This window comes from Streptomyces sp. NPDC048269, assembly GCF_040652395.1.
Taxonomy (GTDB): Bacteria; Actinomycetota; Actinomycetes; order Streptomycetales; family Streptomycetaceae; genus Streptomyces.
Genome location: NZ_JBEZLW010000008.1, coordinates 91,072 through 109,308, shown reverse-complemented (window position 1 = coordinate 109,308; position 18,237 = coordinate 91,072). Strand labels below are relative to the sequence as shown.

Sequence of the window (18,237 nt, the reverse complement as noted above, 5' to 3'; positions counted from 1 at the left end):
ATACGCGCGACCGAACAGCCAGGATACCCGGCACCGCGCTCTGCGCCCAATCCGGGCCTAGCGCCCCTGTTCGTACTGGCGCAGCTGGTCCAGGTTGATCATGCTCGTGTCGAAGAAGCTGGTCTCGTCGAGCGAGGGCTGCGGCGCCTGCGGCTCCTGATAGGCGGCATAGGGGTCCGGCTGCTGCTGGTACCCGGCGTAGGGGTCGGGCTGCTGCTGGTACCCGGCGTAGGGGTCCTGGTGGCCCTGGTAGGCGTACCCGTCCTGCTGCTGGGGCTGCTGGTAGGAGTACGTGTCGTACACCGGCTCCGGCTGCGCCGGGACCGGCGCCTGCACCTGCTGGGGCTCGGCCAGGCCGGCCAGGAAGTCCGCGTCGCTCGACGAGCGGGTCTGCTGGGCGCCCGCCGCGTCCTGGGCGGCCATGTGCGCGCCGAGGTCGTCCGTGGGCACACGGCCCAGCAGCTTCTGCCGACCGCGCCCGACGGCCTCCAGGGTCTTGGAGAGCACCGCCTCGAAGGTCGCCAGCTTGGTGTCCACGTACGCGTCCGCCTGTTGCCGCTGCGTCTCGGGGTCGTGGCTGCGCTCGGGCGCGTCCGCGTCGGGGTAGCCGTGCTCGTCCAGCCCCGGACCGCGGCCCAGCAGCTTCTCGCGGCCCCGGTCCACCGAGCCGATGGTCTTGGTCAGCACGACCTCGAAGTTGGCGAGCTTGCTGTCGACGTAGTCGTCGGCCTCGGCCCGGATCTCCTCGGCCTCCCGGCGGGCCTCGTCCAGGATCCGGTCCGCCTCGGCCTGGGAGCGCCGGGCGATCTCGGTGTCGGAGATCAGCGAACCGCGCTGGTTGTGGGCCGACTCGATGATCCGCTCCGCCTCCCGGCGGGCCTCCTCGACCATCTGTTCCCGGCCGCCGATGAGCTCCTGCGCCTGCGCGAGCGAGCCGGGGAGCGCCTGGCGGGCCTCTTCGAGCTGGGCGAGCAGCTCGGCGCGGTTGATCACGCAGGAGGCCGACATGGGCATGGACCGGGCGCCGCCGACGGCCGCGACGATCTCGTCGAGCTTCTTCTGCACGTCCATGGGGGCTCGCACTCTCTCGGCCTCAGGCGGTTCCTGAGACGGACGGGTCGACTGTAAGGCCAGTGGGCGGGCCCCCGACACAGACTGACGGACCGTCAGCCGCTCAGCGGTTGCGCAGCCGTTCCAGGAGCGCCGCGTGGACGTGCTCCGGCAGCAGGTGGGCGACGTCGCCGCCCCAGGCGGCGACCTCCTTGACCAGCGAGGAGGACAGGAAGCTGTAGGTGGGGATGGTCGGGACGAACAGCGTCTCGACGCCCGACAGGCCCAGGTTCATCTGGGCCATCTGGAGCTCGTAGTCGAAGTCGCTGACCGCGCGCAGGCCCTTGACGATGGCCGGGATGTCCCGCTGCTTGCAGAAGTCGACGAGCAGGCCGTGGAAGGCCTCGACCTGGATGTTGCCGTAGTCGGCCGTCGCCTCGCGGATCAGCTCGACCCGCTCCTCGACGGTGAACAGGCCCTGCTTCGACTGGTTGATCATCACGGCGACGTGCACGACGTCGTAGAGCCTGGAGGCGCGTCCGATGATGTCGAGGTGTCCGTTGTGGATGGGATCGAAGGACCCCGGACAGACGGCGCGGCGCAACTGAACTCCCTCGTTCATGAGTCTTCGCTGGTGAAGGCGGCGCGACCGTACCAAAGGGTGCCCTCGCCGTACTTCCGCGACCGGAGCGGCTCGAAGCCCTCGGGCCACGGGAAGGCACCGCTCCTGGTGCTGCGCTCCACGGTGACGAGCGCATCGTCCGTGATCCAGCCATTGGACCGGAGTGTGAGGAGGATCTCCCGCAGGTCCGCGCTGTCCACGGCGTACGGCGGGTCCAGGAAGACGACGTCGTACGGGTCCCCGGCCGCGCGGGCGGCCACGATCTGCTCGGCCTTGCCGGCGCGGAACTCGGCGCCGGGCAGGCCCAGGGTCCGGATGTTGTCGCGGATCGCCTTGGCGGCCTTGGCGTCGGCCTCGACCAGCAGGGAGTGGGCCGCGCCCCGCGAGAGGGCTTCCAGGCCGACGGCACCGGAGCCGCCGTACAGGTCGAGGACCCGGGCCCCCTCCACCCCGTGCAGCGACTCCCAGGTGGAGAAGAGCCCTTCGCGCATCCGGTCCGAGGTCGGCCGGGTGCCGGTGCCCGGGGGCACGGCCAGCCGTCGCCCGCCGGCGCTGCCGGCGATCACGCGGGTCATCTGGGGGGTCCTTCAATCTTCGGAGGTATCGGCACCCCCATTGTCAGCCCTTCTCCAGGTACTGCTCCCGCTCGGTGTCCAGGAGAGCCTCCAGCGCGGTCCGCAGACCGGGCAGCCGCTCCAGCTCGGGATCGTCGGCGACCACGCGTGTGGCCTCCTCCCGGGCCTGGGCGATGACCTCCTCGTCCTCGATGACGGCGAGCATCCGCAGCGAGGAGCGCACCCCCGACTGGGCCTGGCCGAGCACATCGCCCTCGCGGCGCTGCTCCAGGTCGATCCGGGAGAGCTCGAAGCCGTCGAGGGTGGCGGCGACGGCGGCCAGCCGGGCCCGGGCGGGGCTCGCCTCGTGCATCTCGCTGACCAGCAGGCACAGGCCGGGCGCGGAGCCGCGGCCGACGCGGCCGCGCAGCTGGTGGAGCTGGGAGACGCCGAACCGGTCCGCATCCATGATCACCATGACGGTGGAGTTCGGCACGTTCACCCCGACCTCGATGACGGTCGTGGCGACCAGCACCTTGACCTCGCCGGCGGCGAACCGGCGCATGACGTCGTCCTTGTCGGCGGGGTCCATGCGGCCGTGCAGCACCTCCACGCTCAGCCCGGCCAGCGGTCCGCGCGTCAGCTGCTCGGCGATGTCCAGGACGGCGAGCGGGGGCCGCTTCTCGGCCTCGTCCTCCGCGGAGGCCTTCTTCTTCTTGGGCTCGTCCTCACCGTCGCCGATCCGCGGGCACACCACGTACGCCTGGTGCCCGTTCTCGACTTCTTCGCGGACCCGCTCCCAGGCGCGGGCGAGGAAGTGCGGCTTGTCCTTGGCGGGCACCACGTGGGTGGCGATCGGCGAGCGGCCCGCGGGCAGCTGGTCGAGGACGGAGGTCTCCAGGTCACCGAAGACGGTCATGGCGACGGTGCGCGGGATCGGGGTCGCGGTCATGACCAGCAGGTGCGGCGGCTGCTTCCCCTTGGACCGGAGTGCGTCGCGCTGCTCGACGCCGAAGCGGTGCTGTTCGTCCACGACGACCAGGCCGAGGTCGTGGAACTGCACCTTGTCCTCGATCAGCGCGTGCGTCCCGATCACGATCCCGGCCTCGCCGGTGACCAGGTCGAGCAGCGCCTGCCGCCGCGCGGGCATCCCCATCGACCCGGTGAGCAGCACCACCTTGGTGCCCTGGTCGGATCCGCCGAGCATGCCGCCCTCGGCGAGCTCGCCCATCATCTCGGTGATGGAGCGGTGGTGCTGCTGTGCGAGCACCTCGGTGGGCGCGAGCATCGCGGCCTGCCCGCCGGAGTCCACGACGGCGAGCATGGCCCGCAGGGCCACCATCGTCTTGCCGCTGCCGACCTCGCCCTGGAGGAGGCGGTGCATGGGGTGGCTGGTGGAGAGGTCGTCGAAGATCTCCTTCGAGACGCTCTGCTGGCCCTCGGTGAGCGTGAAGGGGAGCTTGGCGTCGAAGGAGTCGAGCAGGCCGCCGGGGGTGGGGCGGCGGGGGACGGCGGGGAGCTGGGAGTCGGCGTGCCGCCGGCGGGCCAGGGCCACTTGCAGGACGAAGGCCTCGTCCCACTTCAGGCGCTGGCGGGCGTCGTCGATGTCGGCCTTGGTGGCCGGCCGGTGGATCTTCAGCAGGGCCTCGGTGAGGGGGACCAGCCCGCGGCCCTCGCGCAGGGCGGCGGGAAGGGGGTCCACGGCCTCCTGGACGCCGGGCAGCACCGCGTCCACGCACTTGGCGATCTTCCAGGACTCCAGCTTCGCGCAGGCCGGGTAGATCGGGATGAGCTGGCTGGCGAAGGCGGTGGCCGCGTCCCGGTCGGAGGCGTCCGCGCCGAGCGGCTCGTAGGCGGGGTGCGCCAGCTGGAGCTTGTGGTTGAACTTCGAGACCTTGCCGGCGAACATCGCGCGGCTGCCGGGCAGCAGGTCCTTGTGCGGCTTGTGCACGCCGGCGCCGAAGAAGACCAGCTGGAGCCGGCCGCTGCCGTCGGTGATGGTCACCTCCAGGCGTTTGCCGCGGCCCCCGTTGAAGGTCAGGATCCGCGCGTCGGCGACCTGGGCGACGACGGTGACGTGCTCGTCGATCTGGTCGGCGAGCTCGGCCAGCGAGGTCAGCTCACCGCGCTCGGCGTACCGCCGCGGATAGTGGTGGAGCAGGTCCAGGGCCGTGTGCAGGCCGAGCTGCTCGGCCAGCACCTTGGCGGTGGCGGGGCCGAGCGTCTTCTTGAGGTCTTCGTCGAGCGCGGGCACGTCTTCCATTGCACACCATGGCGCTGACAAGACCGCTGTCCGACCCTTACTCCACGCCGATGAGCAGCGGCGCCGAGTACCGCCCGCCCCGGTAGGTGACGGTGTCGACGGCCAGGTGCCCGTGCTGTACGTACGCCTCCAGGCGCTCGGCGAGCGCGTCCGGCACCTCGGGTCCCAGGACCAGGGTGACGAGTTCGCCGCCGGAGCCCAGCATCCGCTCCAGGACGGCCTCGGCGGTCTCGGTCAGGCCCGCGCCGATGACGGCGACGTCGCCGTCGATGAGGCCGAGCACGTCGCCGGCCTGGCAGATGCCGGCCGAGGTGAAGGACTGCCGTTCGGCGACGGCCAGCTCCGCGTAGCGGGTGGCGCCGGCCGCGGCGGTCATCGCGACGACGTCCTCGTCGAAGCTGCCGTCCGGGTCGTGCACGGCGAGGGCGGCCAGGCCCTGCACCGCGGAGCGGGTGGGGATCACGGCCACCCGCACGCCGTCGGCGCGGGCCTGTTCGGCCGCGGCGGCCGCGGCCGCGCGCAGCTCGGCGCCGCCCGGCAGGAGGACCACCTCGCGGGCGTGCGCGCGCCGGATGGCGTCGACCAGCTCCGCGACGGCCGGGACCTCCCCGGGGGGCGCGAGCACGGAGGTCGCGCCCGCCTCCCCGCACAGCACGGCCAGCCCCTCGCCGGGGACGACGGCGACCACGGCCCGCTGGGCGCGCTCGCCGCGGCCCCGGCGCCGCTCGTCGCCGAAGTGCGTGATGCGTATCCGGTACGGCCGGCCGGCGACGACCCCGGCCTCCACGGCCGCACCGGGGTCGTCGACGTGGACGTGGACGTTCCACAGCCCGTCCCCGCCGACCACGACCAGGGAGTCGCCGAGCCCGTCGAGCCGGGCGCGCAGCTCCCCGACGGCCGCCTCGGAGGCCTCCAGCAGGTAGATCACCTCGTACGCCGGCCCGTCCAGTTCCTCCTGCGCGCAGGGCTCCGAGGACTGCGGTACGGGTACGGCCCGGCCGCGCACCGGTTCGGCGGCCGGCTCCTGGCCGGACAGCGCCTGCCACAGGGCCCCGAGTACGGCGACCAGGCCGCAGCCGCCGGCGTCGACCACCCCGGCCCGGCCCAGCGCCGCCAGTTGCCCGGGCGTCTCGGCCAGGGCGGCCCGGGCCGCGTCGTAGGCGGCGCGGGCCACGTCGGCGGCGGTCACGGCGGCGTGCTCAGCGGCCTCGCCGGCCCGCGCGGCCGCGGCGGCGACGGTGAGCATGGTGCCCTCCACCGGGTGCGCGACGGCCCCGTACGCCTCCTGCGCGGCCCGGGTCAGCGCCTCGGCCAGCAGCCGGCCGGGCTCCCGTCCGGCGGGTTCGTCGCCGAGGACGTCGGCGACTCCGCGCAGGAGCTGCGCGAGGATCGTCCCGGAGTTCCCCCGGGCCCCGACGAGCGCCCCGTACGCGTAGGCCCGTACGGCCCGGGCCAGGGAGTCGCCGGCCGTGGCGGGAGCCTCGTCCTCGAAGGCCGCGGTCAGGGCGCGGTCGGCCGATTCGGCGGTGAGGTAGAGGTTGGTGCCGGTGTCCGCGTCGGCCACGGGATAGACGTTGATCGCGTCGATGTCCTCGCGGGCCCGGCCCAGGGCGGCCAGGGCGAGCGAGCTCCAGGTGCGCACCGCTTCGGCGTCGAGCTCGTCAGGGGGCTGCGGCTGCGGCTCGTGCGGCACCGGGCGTTCCTCCTTGTGCGGGCCAGGGTTCACCGCAGGGTAACCAAGGACTGCCCGGGCGTCCGGACCGCGGGGCGGGGGCATCGGCGGTCATGGTAGTTTTCTTGGACGGACGCAGTCGTTGTATGCTGCTCCGGTTGCCCGATGAGAGTCGGGCCATTCCCCCGGCAAACCACTTCAGACTCTCTGATCCGGTGCGCCGGTTTCACTGTAATTGCATCTGAAGTCTTTGGAGTGACCTGTGGCTGCCAACTGCGACGTTTGCGCCAAGGGGCCGAGCTTCGGCAACAACATCTCCCACTCGCACCGCCGCACCTCGCGTCGCTGGAACCCGAACATCCAGCGCGTCCGTGCCGTGGTCAATGGGACGCCGAAGCGCCTCAACGCCTGCACCTCGTGCATCAAGGCCGGCAAGGTCTCGCGCTGACGCCTCACGTCGTAGCGCAGCCCTTTCCGGTTGCCAAAAGGAAGACCGGTTCACCTCTGGTGAACCGGTCTTTTGCCTTTCCCGGACCGGGTGGGGCTCAGCGCCACTGCCAGGCGTGATCCACCGGGCCGATGCCCCCGCCGAGCGCGAAGCCGGCGGCGATGGCGCCCGTGACGTACTCCTTGGCAGCCCTGACCGCCTCCGGGACGGACAGTCCCTTCGCCAGGCCCGCCGCGACCGCGCTCGCCAGGGTGCAGCCCGTGCCGTGGGTGTGCCGGTTGTCGTGCCGGGGGGCCCGCAGCCAGTGTGCGTCGGTGCCGTCGGTCAGCAGGTCCACGGCCTCGTCCCCGTGCGCCGCCAGGTGCCCGCCCTTGATCAGCGCCCACCGGGGCCCGTAGCCGAGGACCGCGTCGGCGGCCCGCCGCATGTCGTCCTCGGTTTCCACGACCACGCCCGTGAGCTGCGCCACCTCGTCCAGGTTGGGCGTGGCCACGGTGGCCCTCGGCAGCAGCTCCTCGCGCACGGCGTCCAACGCCGAGGCGGCCAGCAGCGCGTCCCCGTGCTTGGAGACCCCCACGGGGTCCACGACGGCCGGGGCGGGGGTGGCGGCCAGCAGCGCGGCCACCGTCTCCACCAGCACGGCCGAGGAGAGCATCCCGGTCTTCACGGCCTGGACTCCGATGTCGTCCACCACGGCCCGGTACTGGGCCGTCACGGCCTCGGCGGGCAGCTCCCAGGCTCCCCGTACCCCGAGTGAGTTCTGCGCGGTCACCGCGGTCACCACGCTCATGCCGTGCACGCCGAGCGCCAGCATGGTCTTGAGGTCGGCCTGGATGCCCGCGCCGCCGCCGGAATCGGATCCGGCGACGGTCAGGCACAGCGGCGGGGCGCCGGTCACGGCGCGCCGTCCTCGGCGGCCGGGTCGGCCCCGAAGTGGTCCCAGCCGCCGGTGCTGGTCCAGGGGGCGCCGTCCACGGTCACCTGGGGCAGCGCGGAGCGGTTCAGCACCTCCCCGATGACCTTCCAGCGGGCGGGGAGCTTCACGTCCGGCGGGAAGGTGGCCACGATCGCGTGGTCCTCACCACCGGTGAGCACCCACTGCAGCGGGTCCACACCGACGGCCTGCCCGATGTCGTGCATCTGGGTGGGGATGTCGACGGCTGCCGAGCGCAGGTCGATCCTCACCTTGCTGGCCTCGGCGATGTGCCCGAGGTCGGCGATCAGGCCGTCGCTGACGTCGGTCATGGCGGTGGCACCGAGCCCGGCGGCCGCGGGGCCCGCGTGGTACGGCGGCTCGGGGCGCCGGTGGGCCTCCACGAAGGCCCGCGGGGACCGGAAACCGCGTGAGAGCACGGCGAATCCCGCCGCGGACCAGCCCAGCCAGCCGGTGACGGCGACGACGTCGCCGGGCTGGGCGCCGGAGCGCAGGACGGGTTCGTGGTTGCGCAGGTCGCCGAGGGCGGTGATGGCGACGGTGATGGTGTCGCCGCGCACGACGTCTCCGCCGACCACGGCCGCGCCGGCGACCTGGCACTCGTCGCGGATGCCGTCCATGAGCTCGGTGGGCCAGGTGACCGGCAGCTCGGCCGGGACGACGAGGCCGAGCAGCAGGGCGGTCGGCACCGCCCCCATGGCGGCGATGTCGGCGAGGTTCTGCGCGGCGGCCTTGCGGCCGACGTCGTAGGCCGTGGACCAGTCGCGCCGGAAGTGCCTGCCTTCCAGCAGGATGTCGGTGCTCGCCACGACCCGCCGGTCGGGGGCCGACACGACCGCGGCGTCGTCGCCCGGTCCGAGCCGGACCGCCGGGGTGGTGGTGAGCCGTGAGGTGAGCTCCCGAATGAGCCCGAACTCCCCCAGCTCGCCCACAGTGCCCTTCATCGCTGTGCCCCTTCTTGCCCAGTCCGCTTGCGGTCGCGAGCCGTCACAGCTCTGGGTACCGTCAACAGATACGTCAACTTCTGCTCTCCGTACGCCCCGCTGTGCGTGGCGCCGGGCCCGCAGGTCTCCCCGTGGCGCACGGCGACGCGGTACCGTGGCGTCTCTTCTTCCCCCGGGAGTCCCACCCGAAGGTTAGGGGAAATGATCCTCGTGGCCGCCCTGGAGGTTCCGTGGTACAGGCGTACATCCTTATCCAGACCGAAGTGGGCAAGGCGTCGTTCGTCGCCGAGTCCATCGGCCAGATCGCGGGGGTGATCCAGGCCGAGGACGTGACGGGCCCGTACGACGTGATCGTGCGCGCCCAGGCCGACACCGTGGACGAACTCGGCCGCATGGTCGTGGCCAAGGTCCAGCAGGTGGAGGGGATCACCCGCACCTTGACCTGCCCGGTGGTCCATCTGTAGCCCCGTCTACTCTTGGCCGGTGATGTCCCTCCACCACCGGCCCGTCCGTCTGCCCGCTCTGCTGGCTCTGCTGGCCCTCGCGGGCTGTGCCCCGGGCGATTCCGAGGCCCGGGTGGACCCGCCGCCCACGCCGCCCGCCGCCGTCGCGGGGTTCTGTGCAGCACTGCACGAGGACCTCCCGGAGACGGTGGCCGGCCTGGCGCGGACCCCGACCGAGCCGGAGTCCGGTCTGACCGCCGCGTGGGGCGGCTCGGCGATCGTACTGCGGTGCGGTATCCCCAAGCCCCCCAAGATGGCTGATCCCGAGCAGGAGGGCGTCCACGTGAACGGGGTGGCCTGGCTGCTGGAGAAGCTCCCGGACGGCGGTTTCCGCTTCACCACCGGGATGCGGAAGGCGTACACGGAGGTCCGGGTCGACAAGGAGCATGCCACGGACGCGGGGATGCTGGTCGGGCTGTCCACCGCCGTCGCCAGGACCGTGCCCGAGGGCATCTCGTCCTACTGACCCCCGTCCTGCCGACCCCCTGCCGAGCACACCGCCGCCCGCCGAGCCGTCCTTTTGAGGGCGGGCCCGGCGGGCGGTCGGGTGTGCGGGTCCGGGGCGGCTAGCGCAGCCCGGTGGAGCGGCGCAGGGCGGCCTGGATCAGCAGGTCCACGAGCTCCTGGTACTCGATGCCCGACTCCTGCCACATCCGCGGGTACATGGAGATCGGGGTGAAGCCCGGCATCGTGTTGATCTCGTTGATGACGAACTCGCCGTCCTCGGTGAGGAAGAAGTCGGCGCGCACCAGGCCCTCGCAGGACGCGGCCTCGAAGGCCTCGATCGCGAGCCGCTGCACCTCGGCGGTCTGTTCCGGGGTGAGCGGGGCCGGCACGATCCCGGAGGCCGAGTCGATGTACTTCGCCTCGAAGTCGTAGAAGTCGTGGCTGGAGACCGGCGGGATCTCGGCGGGCGCGCTCGCGCGCGGACCGTCCTCGAACTCCAGGACGCCGCACTCGATCTCGCGGCCGCGCAGCAGCGCCTCCACGATGATCTTCGGGTCGTGGCGCCGGGCCTCGCGGACCGCCGCGTCCAGCCCGGAGGCGTCGTCGACCTTGGTGATGCCGATGGAGGAGCCGGCCCGGGCGGGCTTGATGAACAGCGGCCAGCCGTGCTCGGCGGCGAAGTCCAGGATCTTCGCCTCGGCGGCGTCCCGGTCGGCCTCCCACTCGCGGGGGCGGATGGTCACGTACGGGCCGACGCGCAGCCCGAAGGACGTGAACACCCGCTTCATGTAGTCCTTGTCCTGGCCCACGGCCGAGGCGAGGACGCCCGAGCCGACGTACGGCACCCCTGACAGCTCCAGGAGGCCCTGCAGGGTGCCGTCCTCGCCGTAAGGGCCGTGCAGCACGGGGAAGACGACGTCGACCTCGCCCAGGGCCTTGGGGACGGCGCCCGGCTCGGTGTAGACGACCTCGCGGCTTGCGGGGTCGACCGAGAGCACGACGGCGCCTTCGGCGGAGTCGGCGAGCTCCTCGACGCTCGGGAGCTTGCGGTCGGCGATGGCCATCCGCGCGGGCTCGTCGGCGGTCAGTGCCCACCGGCCGTCCGTGGTGATGCCGATGGGCAGCACCTCGTACTTGGAGCGGTCGATGGAGCGCAGCACCGCGCCCGCCGTGACGACCGAGATGGCGTGTTCCGAGCTGCGGCCGCCGAACACGACGGCCACGCGGGGCTTGCGGCCCTGCTGCTCAGGGGTCTGGGGGAGGTTCTCGCTGCTCATATCGCCACGAGGGTACCCGCTCAGACGTCCGGAATGGAGTCAGCGGCGTTCCGGTTTGGCGCTGCGTCCCATCAGTTCCTTCAGCGCGACCAGGGTCGGCTTGCCGTGGTGGACGATGTCCACCACGGTCTCGGTGATGGGCATGTCCACTCCGTACCGGTGGGCCAGATCGGCCACGGACTGGCAGGACTTGACCCCCTCGGCGGTCTGCTTGGTGACCGCGATGGTCTCTTCCAGGGTCATCCCGCGGCCGAGGTTGGTGCCGAAGGTGTGGTTCCGGGAGAGCGGCGAGGAGCAGGTGGCGACCAGGTCGCCGAGGCCCGCGAGGCCGGAGAAGGTGAGCGGGTCCGCGCCCATCGCCAGGCCCAGCCGGGTCGTTTCGGCGAGGCCGCGGGTGATGAGCGAGCCCTTGGTGTTGTCCCCCAGGCCCATGCCGTCCGCGATGCCGACGGCGAGGCCGATGACGTTCTTGACTGCGCCGCCGAGCTCGCAGCCGACGACGTCGGTGTTGGTGTACGGGCGGAAGTACGGGGTGTGGCAGGCGGCCTGGAGGCGCTGCGCCACGGCCTCGTCCACGCAGGCGACGACGCAGGCGGCGGGCTGCCGGGCGGCGATCTCGCGGGCCAGGTTGGGGCCGGTGACGACGGCGACGCGCGCCGACGGGACCTTGGCCACCTCTTCGATGACCTCGCTCATCCGCTTGGCGGTGCCGAGTTCGATGCCCTTCATCAGGGAGACGAGCACGGTGTCGGGGGCCAGCAGCGGTGCCCATTCGGCGAGGTTGCCGCGCAGGGTCTGGGAGGGGACGGCGAGGACGGTGAAGTCGGCGCCGCGCGCGGCCTCTGCCGGGTCGGTGGTGGCGCGGAGGTTCCCGGGGAGTTCGATCCCCGGGAGGTAGTCGGGGTTGGTCCGGCCGGTGTTGACGGCGTCGGCCAGCTCCTGGCGGCGCCCCCACAGGGTCACCTCGCAGCCGGCGTCGGCGAGCACCATGCCGAAGGCGGTGCCCCAGGAGCCGGTTCCGAATACGGCAGCCTTCACGGGACGTGTCACTTCTTGCCCTCCCCCGCGGCCTTGCGCCGCTGTTCCGCCCTGGCCTTGCGATGGTCGTACGGCCGCTCGGGCGCGGGCTCTCCCCGCACCTCCTCCAGCAGCCCGGTGATGGCCGCCATGATGACCTCGGTGACCTCCTTGAGCACTTCCGGGGTGGGTTCCCGGTCGTAGTACGCGGAGAGGTCGACGGGCGGTCCGGCCAGCACCTGGAGGGTCTTGCGGGGGAAGAGCTGGACCTTGTTCTCCCGCGCGTAGGGCGGCATCGCGAGGTTCGCGCCCCACTGGGCCACCGGAATGACGGGAGCCCTGGTGATCAGCGCGACCCGGGCGGCGCCGGTCTTGCCGGCCATCGGCCACATGTCGGGGTCGCGGGTGAGGGTGCCCTCCGGGTAAAAGGCCACGCATTCGCCGCGCTCGATCGCGTCCACCGCGGCCCGGAATGCGTCCAGGGCGTTGGTGCTCTCCCGGTAGACCGGGATCTGGCCGCTGCCCCGCAGGATCGCGCCGACAATGGGGACCTTGAAGAGCGCCGCCTTGGCGAGCAATCGGGGTACCCGGCCGGTGTTGTACTGGAAGTGCGCGTAGGAGAGCGGGTCCAGATACGAGTTGTGATTGACCGCGGTGATAAATCCACCTTCGGCCGGAATGTGCTCCATTCCCCGCCAGTCCCGCTTGAAGAGCACTACCAGCGGCGGTTTTGCGATGACCGCCGCCAGGCGGTACCAGAAGCCGATTCTGCGGCGGGACACTCGGACACCTTCCTCTAGGACCGGTCCGGGGGTACCTCCCAGCGGTGGCTGGGGGAGCTTGGGCACCTCGTCGACGGACAAGTGTCGCCCCAGGCCCGGTCTCTGTCGAGAACACCGTACGCCCCGCTCAGGCCACCGGATCCCGGGCCGCCGGGGCTGAGGGGACAATGGGCCGACACATGACCCGGCCATGACCTGCCCATGGGCAGGGGTTGTGCCGGAGCTCACCGGAGGGGAGGGGTCGGTCACGAACGCCGTCTGGAGCCTGGTGGTCCCGCTGAAGCCTCTGGCAGTGGCCAAGAGCCGTCTCGCGGCGGCCGTCGGCGCCTCCCGCCCGGGGCTCGCGCTCGCCTTCGCCCAGGACACCGTGGCGGGGGCGCTGGCCTGCGCCGCGGTCGCCGATGTGGTGGTCGTCACGGACGACGCCGAGGCCGGTGCGGAACTGGCCCGCCTCGGCGCGCGGATCGTCGCGGACGCCCCGGGGGCCGGGCTCAACGCGGCGCTGGCCCACGGGGCCCGGGAGATACGGGCGGGCCGGCCCGGGGCTGCCGTGGCCGCGATGAACGCGGATCTGCCGGCGCTGCGGGCGCCCGAATTGCTACGCGTGCTCGAAACCGCTTCGGCATTTCCCCGGGCATTTCTGGCGGATGCGGCCGGAATCGGCACGACGTTGCTTTCCGCTGCTCCGGACGTGGAATTGGCACCCTCGTTCGGCGGTCCCTCACGGGCCAGGCATTCGGCGTCGGGAGCGGTGGAAATCGCCCTGTCGGGAGTGGACAGCGTGCGCCGGGACGTGGACACGGCGCGGGATCTGCGGACGGCACTCGCCCTCGGGGTGGGGCCTCACACGGCCCGATACAGTGCCGGTATGCAGGCGACCGCGTACACGTACGACTCCCAGACCCGCAGCGGCAGTGTGCTGCTGGACGACGGCACCCCGGTGCCCTTCGAGGCCCCGGCCTTCGACGCGGGCGGCCTGCGGCTGCTGCGGCCCGGGCAGCGGGTGCGGATCGAGACGGACGGCGAGGGCGCGAGCCTGCGGATCACCCTGGTCACGCTGCAGACCTTCTGACCGTTCTGTCCGTCCGGCGCGCTGACCCTCCGGCGTTCTGCACGTTGCCCTTCGCCCTTCTACGCTTCTGACCTGCGAAGAACGCACCGCGGGCCGGCTTCCCCCGCGGGGAAACCGGCCCGGCGTGTGTGACTCGTGCCCCTACTTCTTGCGGGCGGTCGTCTTCTTCGCGGTGGCCTTGCGCGTCGCCGTCTTCTTGGCGGGCGCCTTCGTCGCTGCGGTGGCCTTCTTGGCGGCCGGAGCGGTCTTCTTCGCGGTGGCGGTGGTCTTCTTCGCCGCCGGGGCGGCCTTCTTGGCGGTCGCGGCCTTCTTCGCCGTGGCCGTCGCCTTCTTGGCGGTGGCCGTGCTCTTCACCGCCGCCTTCTTGGCGGTCGCGGTGGTCTTCTTGGCCGTGGTCTTCTTTGCGACCGTGGTCTTCGCGGCCGCCTTCTTGGCGGTGGTGGCCTTCTTCGCGGCGGCCTTCTTGACCGTCGCGGAAGCACCACCGGTGAGGCTGCCCTTGGGCGCCTTCTTCACCGACACCTCGCCGCCCTTGGGCAGCTTCTTGGTGCCGCTGACCAGGTCCTTGAACCCCTGGCCCGCACGGAAGCGGGGCACCGAGGTCTTCTTGACCCGGACGCGCTCTCCGGTCTGCGGGTTGCGGGCGTAACGGGCCGGACGGTCGACCTTCTCGAACGAGCCGAAGCCCGTGACCGAGACCCGGTCGCCCGCGACGGTAGCGCGGACAATAGCGTCCAGTACCGCGTCGACAGCGTCCGCGGCCTGCTGACGGCCGCCCAGCTTGTCGGCAATCGCTTCTACGAGCTGCGCCTTGTTCAACGTCTTCCCCTTCGGAGACTTCGCCAGAACGAATGTGTTCAAGCTTATTTCGCACGTTAGGCGGATATATACCGCAAATCAAACACGAAACGGGCTAATCACCCTAGTGCCGCAACGCTGTAGGCCGTTACGGAGTTCCTTCGCATCAGTCGCCTTCAGGGAATCGACCCTCGTCGAGGTCCTTCATCAACCTGTCCAGGCGCCTTGCCGCATCGGCGAGATCGTGCTTCGCCGCGGCCGTGACGACCAACAGCTTCCGGGACAGCGCCATCCTTACGCCCTCCGGGACTTGCAGTGAGCGAACCCTTGTGTGTGCTTCTTTCAACCGGTCCGCGACGAGTTCGTAGAGCTCAAGTTGACTGTCGCGTTCCATGCACAGATTGTGCCATCTGGGGCGAGTTGTCGCCTCACGGGGCCTCAACACACAGCTGTGCCCCCCACCATCCGGTGGGGGGCACAGCGTTGTCGATGTGATCACCCAAAGGTGAATAAGCGCTGATCAGGCTGGAATCAGCCCTGAATCGTACGCGGCTTGAAGGCCGGTCGGGCGCTTTCGTACGTGGCGATGTCCGCTTCGTTCTGAAGGGTGAGCGAGATGTCGTCCAACCCCTCCAGCAGCCTCCATCGGGCGTTGTCGTCGAGTTCGAACTCCGCCTCGATGCCTTCCGCCCGCACCTGGCGGTCGACCAGGTCGACGGTGATCTCGGCGGTGGGGTCGGCCTCGGTCAGCTTCCACAGCCGGTCGACGGTCTCCTGGGGCAGGACGACGGTCAGCAGGCCGTTCTTCAGCGAGTTCCCGCGGAAGATGTCGGCGAAGCGGGAGGAGATGACCGTCTTGAAGCCGAAGTTCTGCAGCGCCCAGACGGCGTGCTCGCGCGAGGAACCGGTGCCGAAGTCGGGGCCGGCGACCAGCACGGTCGCGCCGGCGCGCTCCGGCCGGTTGGTGATGAACTCCGGGTCCTTGCGCCAGGCCTCGAAGAGCCCGTCTTCGAACCCGTCGCGGGTGATCTTCTTCAGCCAGTGGGCCGGGATGATCTGGTCGGTGTCGACGTTGCTGCGGCGCAGCGGTACGGCCCGGCCGGTGTGGGTGGTGAAGGCTTCCATGGTTCTCAGACTCCGGCGGTCGCGTGGGCGTCGGACAGGTCGGCGGGCGAGGCCAGATGGCCCAGTACCGCGGTGGCGGCGGCCACCTGCGGGGAGACCAGGTGGGTGCGCCCGCCCTTGCCCTGGCGGCCCTCGAAGTTGCGGTTGGAGGTGGACGCGGAGCGCTCACCGGGGGCCAGTTGGTCGGGGTTCATGCCCAGACACATCGAGCAGCCCGCGTGCCGCCATTCGGCGCCGGCCTCCTTGAAGACCTTGTCCAGGCCCTCTTCCACGGCCTGCAGGGCGACCCGGACCGAGCCGGGGACCACCAGCATCCGTACGCCGTCGGCGACTTTGCGGCCCTCGATGATCCCGGCGACGGCGCGCAGGTCCTCGATGCGGCCGTTGGTGCAGGAACCTACGAAGACGGTGTCGACCTTGATGTCGCGCAGCGGCTGGCCGGCGGTCAACCCCATGTACTCCAGGGCCTTTTCGGCGGCGTGGCGCTCCGAAGCGTCCTCGTACGAAGCGGGGTCGGGGACGCTGGCCGACAGCGGCGCGCCCTGGCCCGGGTTGGTGCCCCAGGTGACGAACGGGGTCAGCGTGGTGCCGTCGATGACGACCTCGGCGTCGAAGACCGCGTCGTCGTCGGTGCGCAGCGTCTTCCAGTACGCGACGGCCGCGTCCCACTCCTCGCCCCTCGGGGCGTGGTCACGGCCCTCCAGGTAGTCGAAGGTGGTCTGGTCGGGGGCGATCATGCCCGCGCGGGCGCCGGCCTCGATAGACATGTTGCAGATGGTCATGCGGGCTTCCATCGACAGCTTCTCGATGGCTTCGCCGCGGTATTCCAGGATGTACCCCTGGCCGCCGCCGGTGCCGATCTTGGCGATGATCGCCAGGATCAGGTCCTTCGCGGTGACGCCCTCGGCCAGCGCGCCGGTGACGGTGATCGCCATCGTCTTCGGGCGGGCCAGCGGCAGCGTCTGGGTGGCCAGCACGTGCTCGACCTGGCTGGTGCCGATGCCGAAGGCCAGCGCGCCGAAGGCGCCGTGCGTGGAGGTGTGGGAGTCACCGCAGACCACGGTGGTGCCGGGCTGGGTCAGGCCCAGCTGCGGTCCGACGACGTGGACGACGCCCTGCTCGACGTCGCCGAGCGAGTGCAGACGTACGCCGAACTCGGAGCAGTTCTTGCGCAGCGTCTCCAGCTGGGCCCGGGAGACCGGGTCCGCGATCGGCTTGTCGATGTCCAAGGTGGGGGTGTTGTGGTCCTCGGTCGCGATGGTGAGGTCGAGGCGTCGGACCTTGCGGCCGGCCTCGCGCAGGCCCTCGAAGGCCTGGGGGCTGGTCACCTCGTGCAGCAGGTGCAGATCGATGAAGAGGAGGTCGGGCTCGCCTTCGGCGCGCCGGACGACATGGTCGTCCCAGACCTTCTCCGCGAGTGTCCTACCCATCGCTATCCCTCCGGCTCACCGTCCCGGACCCAGTGGTTCGTGGACCCGTACATACAGACTCGCTGGTTCTTGGAAAAATTGAACTTGCGTTTCACAGTGTGAGACGTGAATATCGTTTCATGGACAACTCTAGCGGCGTCGGCGTTCTCGACAAGGCAGCTCTGGTACTGAGCGCACTGGAGTCCGGTCCGGCCACCCTCGCCGGGCTGGTCGCGGCGACAGGGCTCGCACGACCCACGGCACATCGCCTTGCCGTGGCACTGGAACACCACCGGATGGTGGCGAGGGACATGCAGGGCCGGTTCATCCTCGGTCCGCGGCTGGCGGAGCTCGCCGCCGCGGCCGGCGAGGACCGCCTGCTGGCCACGGCCGGACCCGTGCTCACCCACCTCCGTGACGTGACGGGCGAGAGCGCACAGCTCTACCGCCGTCAGGGAGACATGCGCATCTGCGTGGCGGCCGCCGAGCGGCTGTCGGGCCTGAGGGACACCGTCCCGGTGGGCTCCACCCTGCCCATGAAGGCGGGCTCGGCCGCGCAGATCCTGATGGCCTGGGAGGAGCCCGAGCGGCTCCACCGCGGCCTGCAGGGCGCGCGCTTCACGGCGACGGCGCTCTCGGGCGTACGGCGCCGGGGCTGGGCGCAGTCGATCGGCGAGCGGGAGCCCGGTGTGGCCTCCGTATCGGCGCCGGTGCGCGGGCCGTCGAACCGCGTGGTGGCCTCGGTATCGGTCTCCGGGCCCATCGAGCGCCTGACCCGCCACCCGGGCCGGATGCACGCCCAGGCCGTCATCGACGCGGCCGCCCGTCTCACGGAGGCGCTGCGCCGCTCCGGCTGACCTGACCGACCTGCCCCTTTGTTCACCCCCGGGCCCGGGGGCGCGTACGACGCCGCACACGTCCGAACACGCGCCTCCGGGCCCGTACTTACGTCGACGCCGCCCGTGTCGGCACGAACGGCGAAGAGGCCCTCCGCGATGAACGCGGAGGGCCTCTTCGATGCGTACCCCCGACCGGATTCGAACCGGCGCTACCGCCTTGAGAGGGCGGCGTGCTAGGCCGCTACACAACGGGGGCTAGCTGGTGTTGCTGTTACTGCGCTGGGCTACCAGGACTCGAACCTAGAATAAGGGAACCAGAAACCCTCGTGTTGCCAATTACACTATAGCCCAAAGTGGTCTAGACCAGACCAACAGTACCCCCGACCGGATTCGAACCGGCGCTACCGCCTTGAGAGGGCGGCGTGCTAGGCCGCTACACAACGGGGGCCCTAGCGATCCTGCATCAAGACGTCCGGGTGCG

The 18,237-nt window shown here is 71.2% G+C and carries 18 protein-coding genes, 3 tRNA genes and 1 pseudogene; 5 read left to right on the top strand and 17 right to left on the bottom strand.

The features are described 5' to 3' along the window. Positions 1–57: 57 nt before the first annotated feature. The 5 genes from AB0D48_RS11970 to AB0D48_RS11950 form a co-directional block, all read right to left on the bottom strand. Complete coding sequence (locus tag AB0D48_RS11970) at positions 58–1,071, bottom strand: cell division initiation protein (protein WP_362394046.1); 1,014 nt, start codon at positions 1,069–1,071, stop codon at positions 58–60. Positions 1,072–1,174: 103 nt separating this feature from the next. Next, positions 1,175–1,654 carry a pantetheine-phosphate adenylyltransferase gene (gene coaD / locus AB0D48_RS11965; protein WP_362394351.1) on the bottom strand — a complete coding sequence of 160 codons (480 nt, stop codon included), beginning with the start codon at positions 1,652–1,654 and terminating at the stop codon, positions 1,175–1,177. 14 nt (positions 1,655–1,668) lie between these two features. Then, positions 1,669–2,247 (bottom strand): 16S rRNA (guanine(966)-N(2))-methyltransferase RsmD, encoded by a 579-nt coding sequence (gene rsmD, locus AB0D48_RS11960; RefSeq protein ID WP_362394043.1) that lies wholly within the window; start codon positions 2,245–2,247, stop codon positions 1,669–1,671. A gap of 43 nt (positions 2,248–2,290) precedes the next feature. Next, positions 2,291–4,489 (bottom strand): ATP-dependent DNA helicase RecG, encoded by a 2,199-nt coding sequence (gene recG / locus AB0D48_RS11955; RefSeq protein ID WP_362394041.1) that lies wholly within the window; start codon positions 4,487–4,489, stop codon positions 2,291–2,293. Positions 4,490–4,526: 37 nt separating this feature from the next. Then, complete coding sequence (locus tag AB0D48_RS11950) at positions 4,527–6,266, bottom strand: DAK2 domain-containing protein (protein ID WP_362394038.1); 1,740 nt, start codon at positions 6,264–6,266, stop codon at positions 4,527–4,529. A gap of 157 nt (positions 6,267–6,423) precedes the next feature. On the opposite strand from AB0D48_RS11950, the gene rpmB reads away from it, so the two are divergent. Next, positions 6,424–6,609: a 50S ribosomal protein L28 gene (gene rpmB / locus AB0D48_RS11945; protein ID WP_007266795.1), complete on the top strand. Its 186-nt coding sequence runs from the start codon at positions 6,424–6,426 to the stop codon at positions 6,607–6,609. A 97-nt stretch (positions 6,610–6,706) separates the two neighbouring features. Here rpmB and thiD read toward each other — a convergent pair whose 3' ends face one another. Both thiD and AB0D48_RS11935 read right to left on the bottom strand, forming a co-directional pair. Continuing rightward, positions 6,707–7,507: a bifunctional hydroxymethylpyrimidine kinase/phosphomethylpyrimidine kinase gene (gene thiD, locus AB0D48_RS11940; RefSeq protein WP_362394035.1), complete on the bottom strand. Its 801-nt coding sequence runs from the start codon at positions 7,505–7,507 to the stop codon at positions 6,707–6,709. Beyond that, on the bottom strand, positions 7,504–8,487 hold the full coding sequence (locus AB0D48_RS11935; RefSeq protein ID WP_362394032.1) for a thiamine-phosphate kinase: 984 nt from the start codon (positions 8,485–8,487) through the stop codon (positions 7,504–7,506). The genes thiD and AB0D48_RS11935 overlap by 4 nt, the downstream gene beginning before the upstream one ends. A 230-nt stretch (positions 8,488–8,717) precedes the next feature. Between AB0D48_RS11935 and AB0D48_RS11930 the strand changes: the two genes are divergently transcribed. Together AB0D48_RS11930 and AB0D48_RS11925 are read left to right on the top strand one after the other, a co-directional pair. Then, positions 8,718–8,951 carry an Lrp/AsnC ligand binding domain-containing protein gene (locus tag AB0D48_RS11930; RefSeq protein ID WP_073911116.1) on the top strand — a complete coding sequence of 78 codons (234 nt, stop codon included), beginning with the start codon at positions 8,718–8,720 and terminating at the stop codon, positions 8,949–8,951. A 22-nt stretch (positions 8,952–8,973) separates the two neighbouring features. After that, entirely contained in the window at positions 8,974–9,456 is a 483-nt protein-coding gene (locus tag AB0D48_RS11925; protein ID WP_362394028.1) for a DUF3515 domain-containing protein, read from the top strand. A gap of 100 nt (positions 9,457–9,556) precedes the next feature. On the opposite strand, the gene AB0D48_RS11920 is transcribed toward AB0D48_RS11925, so the two are convergent. Genes AB0D48_RS11920 through AB0D48_RS11910 form a run of 3 tightly spaced genes read right to left on the bottom strand, consistent with a single transcriptional unit; the run spans position 9,557 to position 12,513 of the window. Then, positions 9,557–10,714: a D-alanine--D-alanine ligase family protein gene (locus AB0D48_RS11920; protein ID WP_362394025.1), complete on the bottom strand. Its 1,158-nt coding sequence runs from the start codon at positions 10,712–10,714 to the stop codon at positions 9,557–9,559. A gap of 39 nt (positions 10,715–10,753) precedes the next feature. Then, entirely contained in the window at positions 10,754–11,764 is a 1,011-nt protein-coding gene (locus tag AB0D48_RS11915) for an NAD(P)H-dependent glycerol-3-phosphate dehydrogenase (protein ID WP_362394022.1), read from the bottom strand. After that, a complete protein-coding gene (locus AB0D48_RS11910) occupies positions 11,761–12,513 on the bottom strand; it encodes a lysophospholipid acyltransferase family protein (protein ID WP_362394019.1) in 753 nt (250 codons plus the stop codon). The genes AB0D48_RS11915 and AB0D48_RS11910 overlap by 4 nt, the downstream gene beginning before the upstream one ends. A 214-nt stretch (positions 12,514–12,727) precedes the next feature. Here AB0D48_RS11910 and cofC point away from each other — a divergent pair. After that, positions 12,728–13,381, top strand: a pseudogene (gene cofC / locus AB0D48_RS11905) (2-phospho-L-lactate guanylyltransferase); the annotation flags it as partial. 345 nt (positions 13,382–13,726) lie between these two features. Here the strand turns inward: cofC and AB0D48_RS11900 are convergent. From AB0D48_RS11900 to leuC, 4 genes are all read right to left on the bottom strand, one after another. After that, positions 13,727–14,404: an HU family DNA-binding protein gene (locus tag AB0D48_RS11900; RefSeq protein ID WP_362394016.1), complete on the bottom strand. Its 678-nt coding sequence runs from the start codon at positions 14,402–14,404 to the stop codon at positions 13,727–13,729. Positions 14,405–14,549: 145 nt separating this feature from the next. Next, entirely contained in the window at positions 14,550–14,777 is a 228-nt protein-coding gene (locus AB0D48_RS11895; protein WP_030009267.1) for a hypothetical protein, read from the bottom strand. 137 nt (positions 14,778–14,914) lie between these two features. Further along, positions 14,915–15,508, bottom strand: coding sequence for a 3-isopropylmalate dehydratase small subunit (gene leuD, locus AB0D48_RS11890; protein WP_362394014.1), 594 nt, complete (start codon positions 15,506–15,508; stop codon positions 14,915–14,917). A 5-nt stretch (positions 15,509–15,513) separates the two neighbouring features. Continuing rightward, positions 15,514–16,938 carry a 3-isopropylmalate dehydratase large subunit gene (leuC, locus tag AB0D48_RS11885; RefSeq protein WP_362394011.1) on the bottom strand — a complete coding sequence of 475 codons (1,425 nt, stop codon included), beginning with the start codon at positions 16,936–16,938 and terminating at the stop codon, positions 15,514–15,516. A 119-nt stretch (positions 16,939–17,057) separates the two neighbouring features. Here leuC and ndgR point away from each other — a divergent pair, with 119 nt between their 5' ends. Then, complete coding sequence (ndgR, locus tag AB0D48_RS11880; protein ID WP_007266782.1) at positions 17,058–17,774, top strand: IclR family transcriptional regulator NdgR; 717 nt, start codon at positions 17,058–17,060, stop codon at positions 17,772–17,774. A gap of 165 nt (positions 17,775–17,939) precedes the next feature. Here ndgR and AB0D48_RS11875 read toward each other — a convergent pair. The 3 genes from AB0D48_RS11875 to AB0D48_RS11865 form a co-directional block, all read right to left on the bottom strand. Continuing rightward, positions 17,940–18,012, bottom strand: a tRNA-Glu gene (locus AB0D48_RS11875). Between the two features lie 23 nt (positions 18,013–18,035). After that, positions 18,036–18,107: transfer RNA gene (locus AB0D48_RS11870), tRNA-Gln, on the bottom strand. Positions 18,108–18,131: 24 nt separating this feature from the next. Then, positions 18,132–18,204, bottom strand: a tRNA-Glu gene (locus AB0D48_RS11865). Positions 18,205–18,237: the final 33 nt, after the last annotated feature.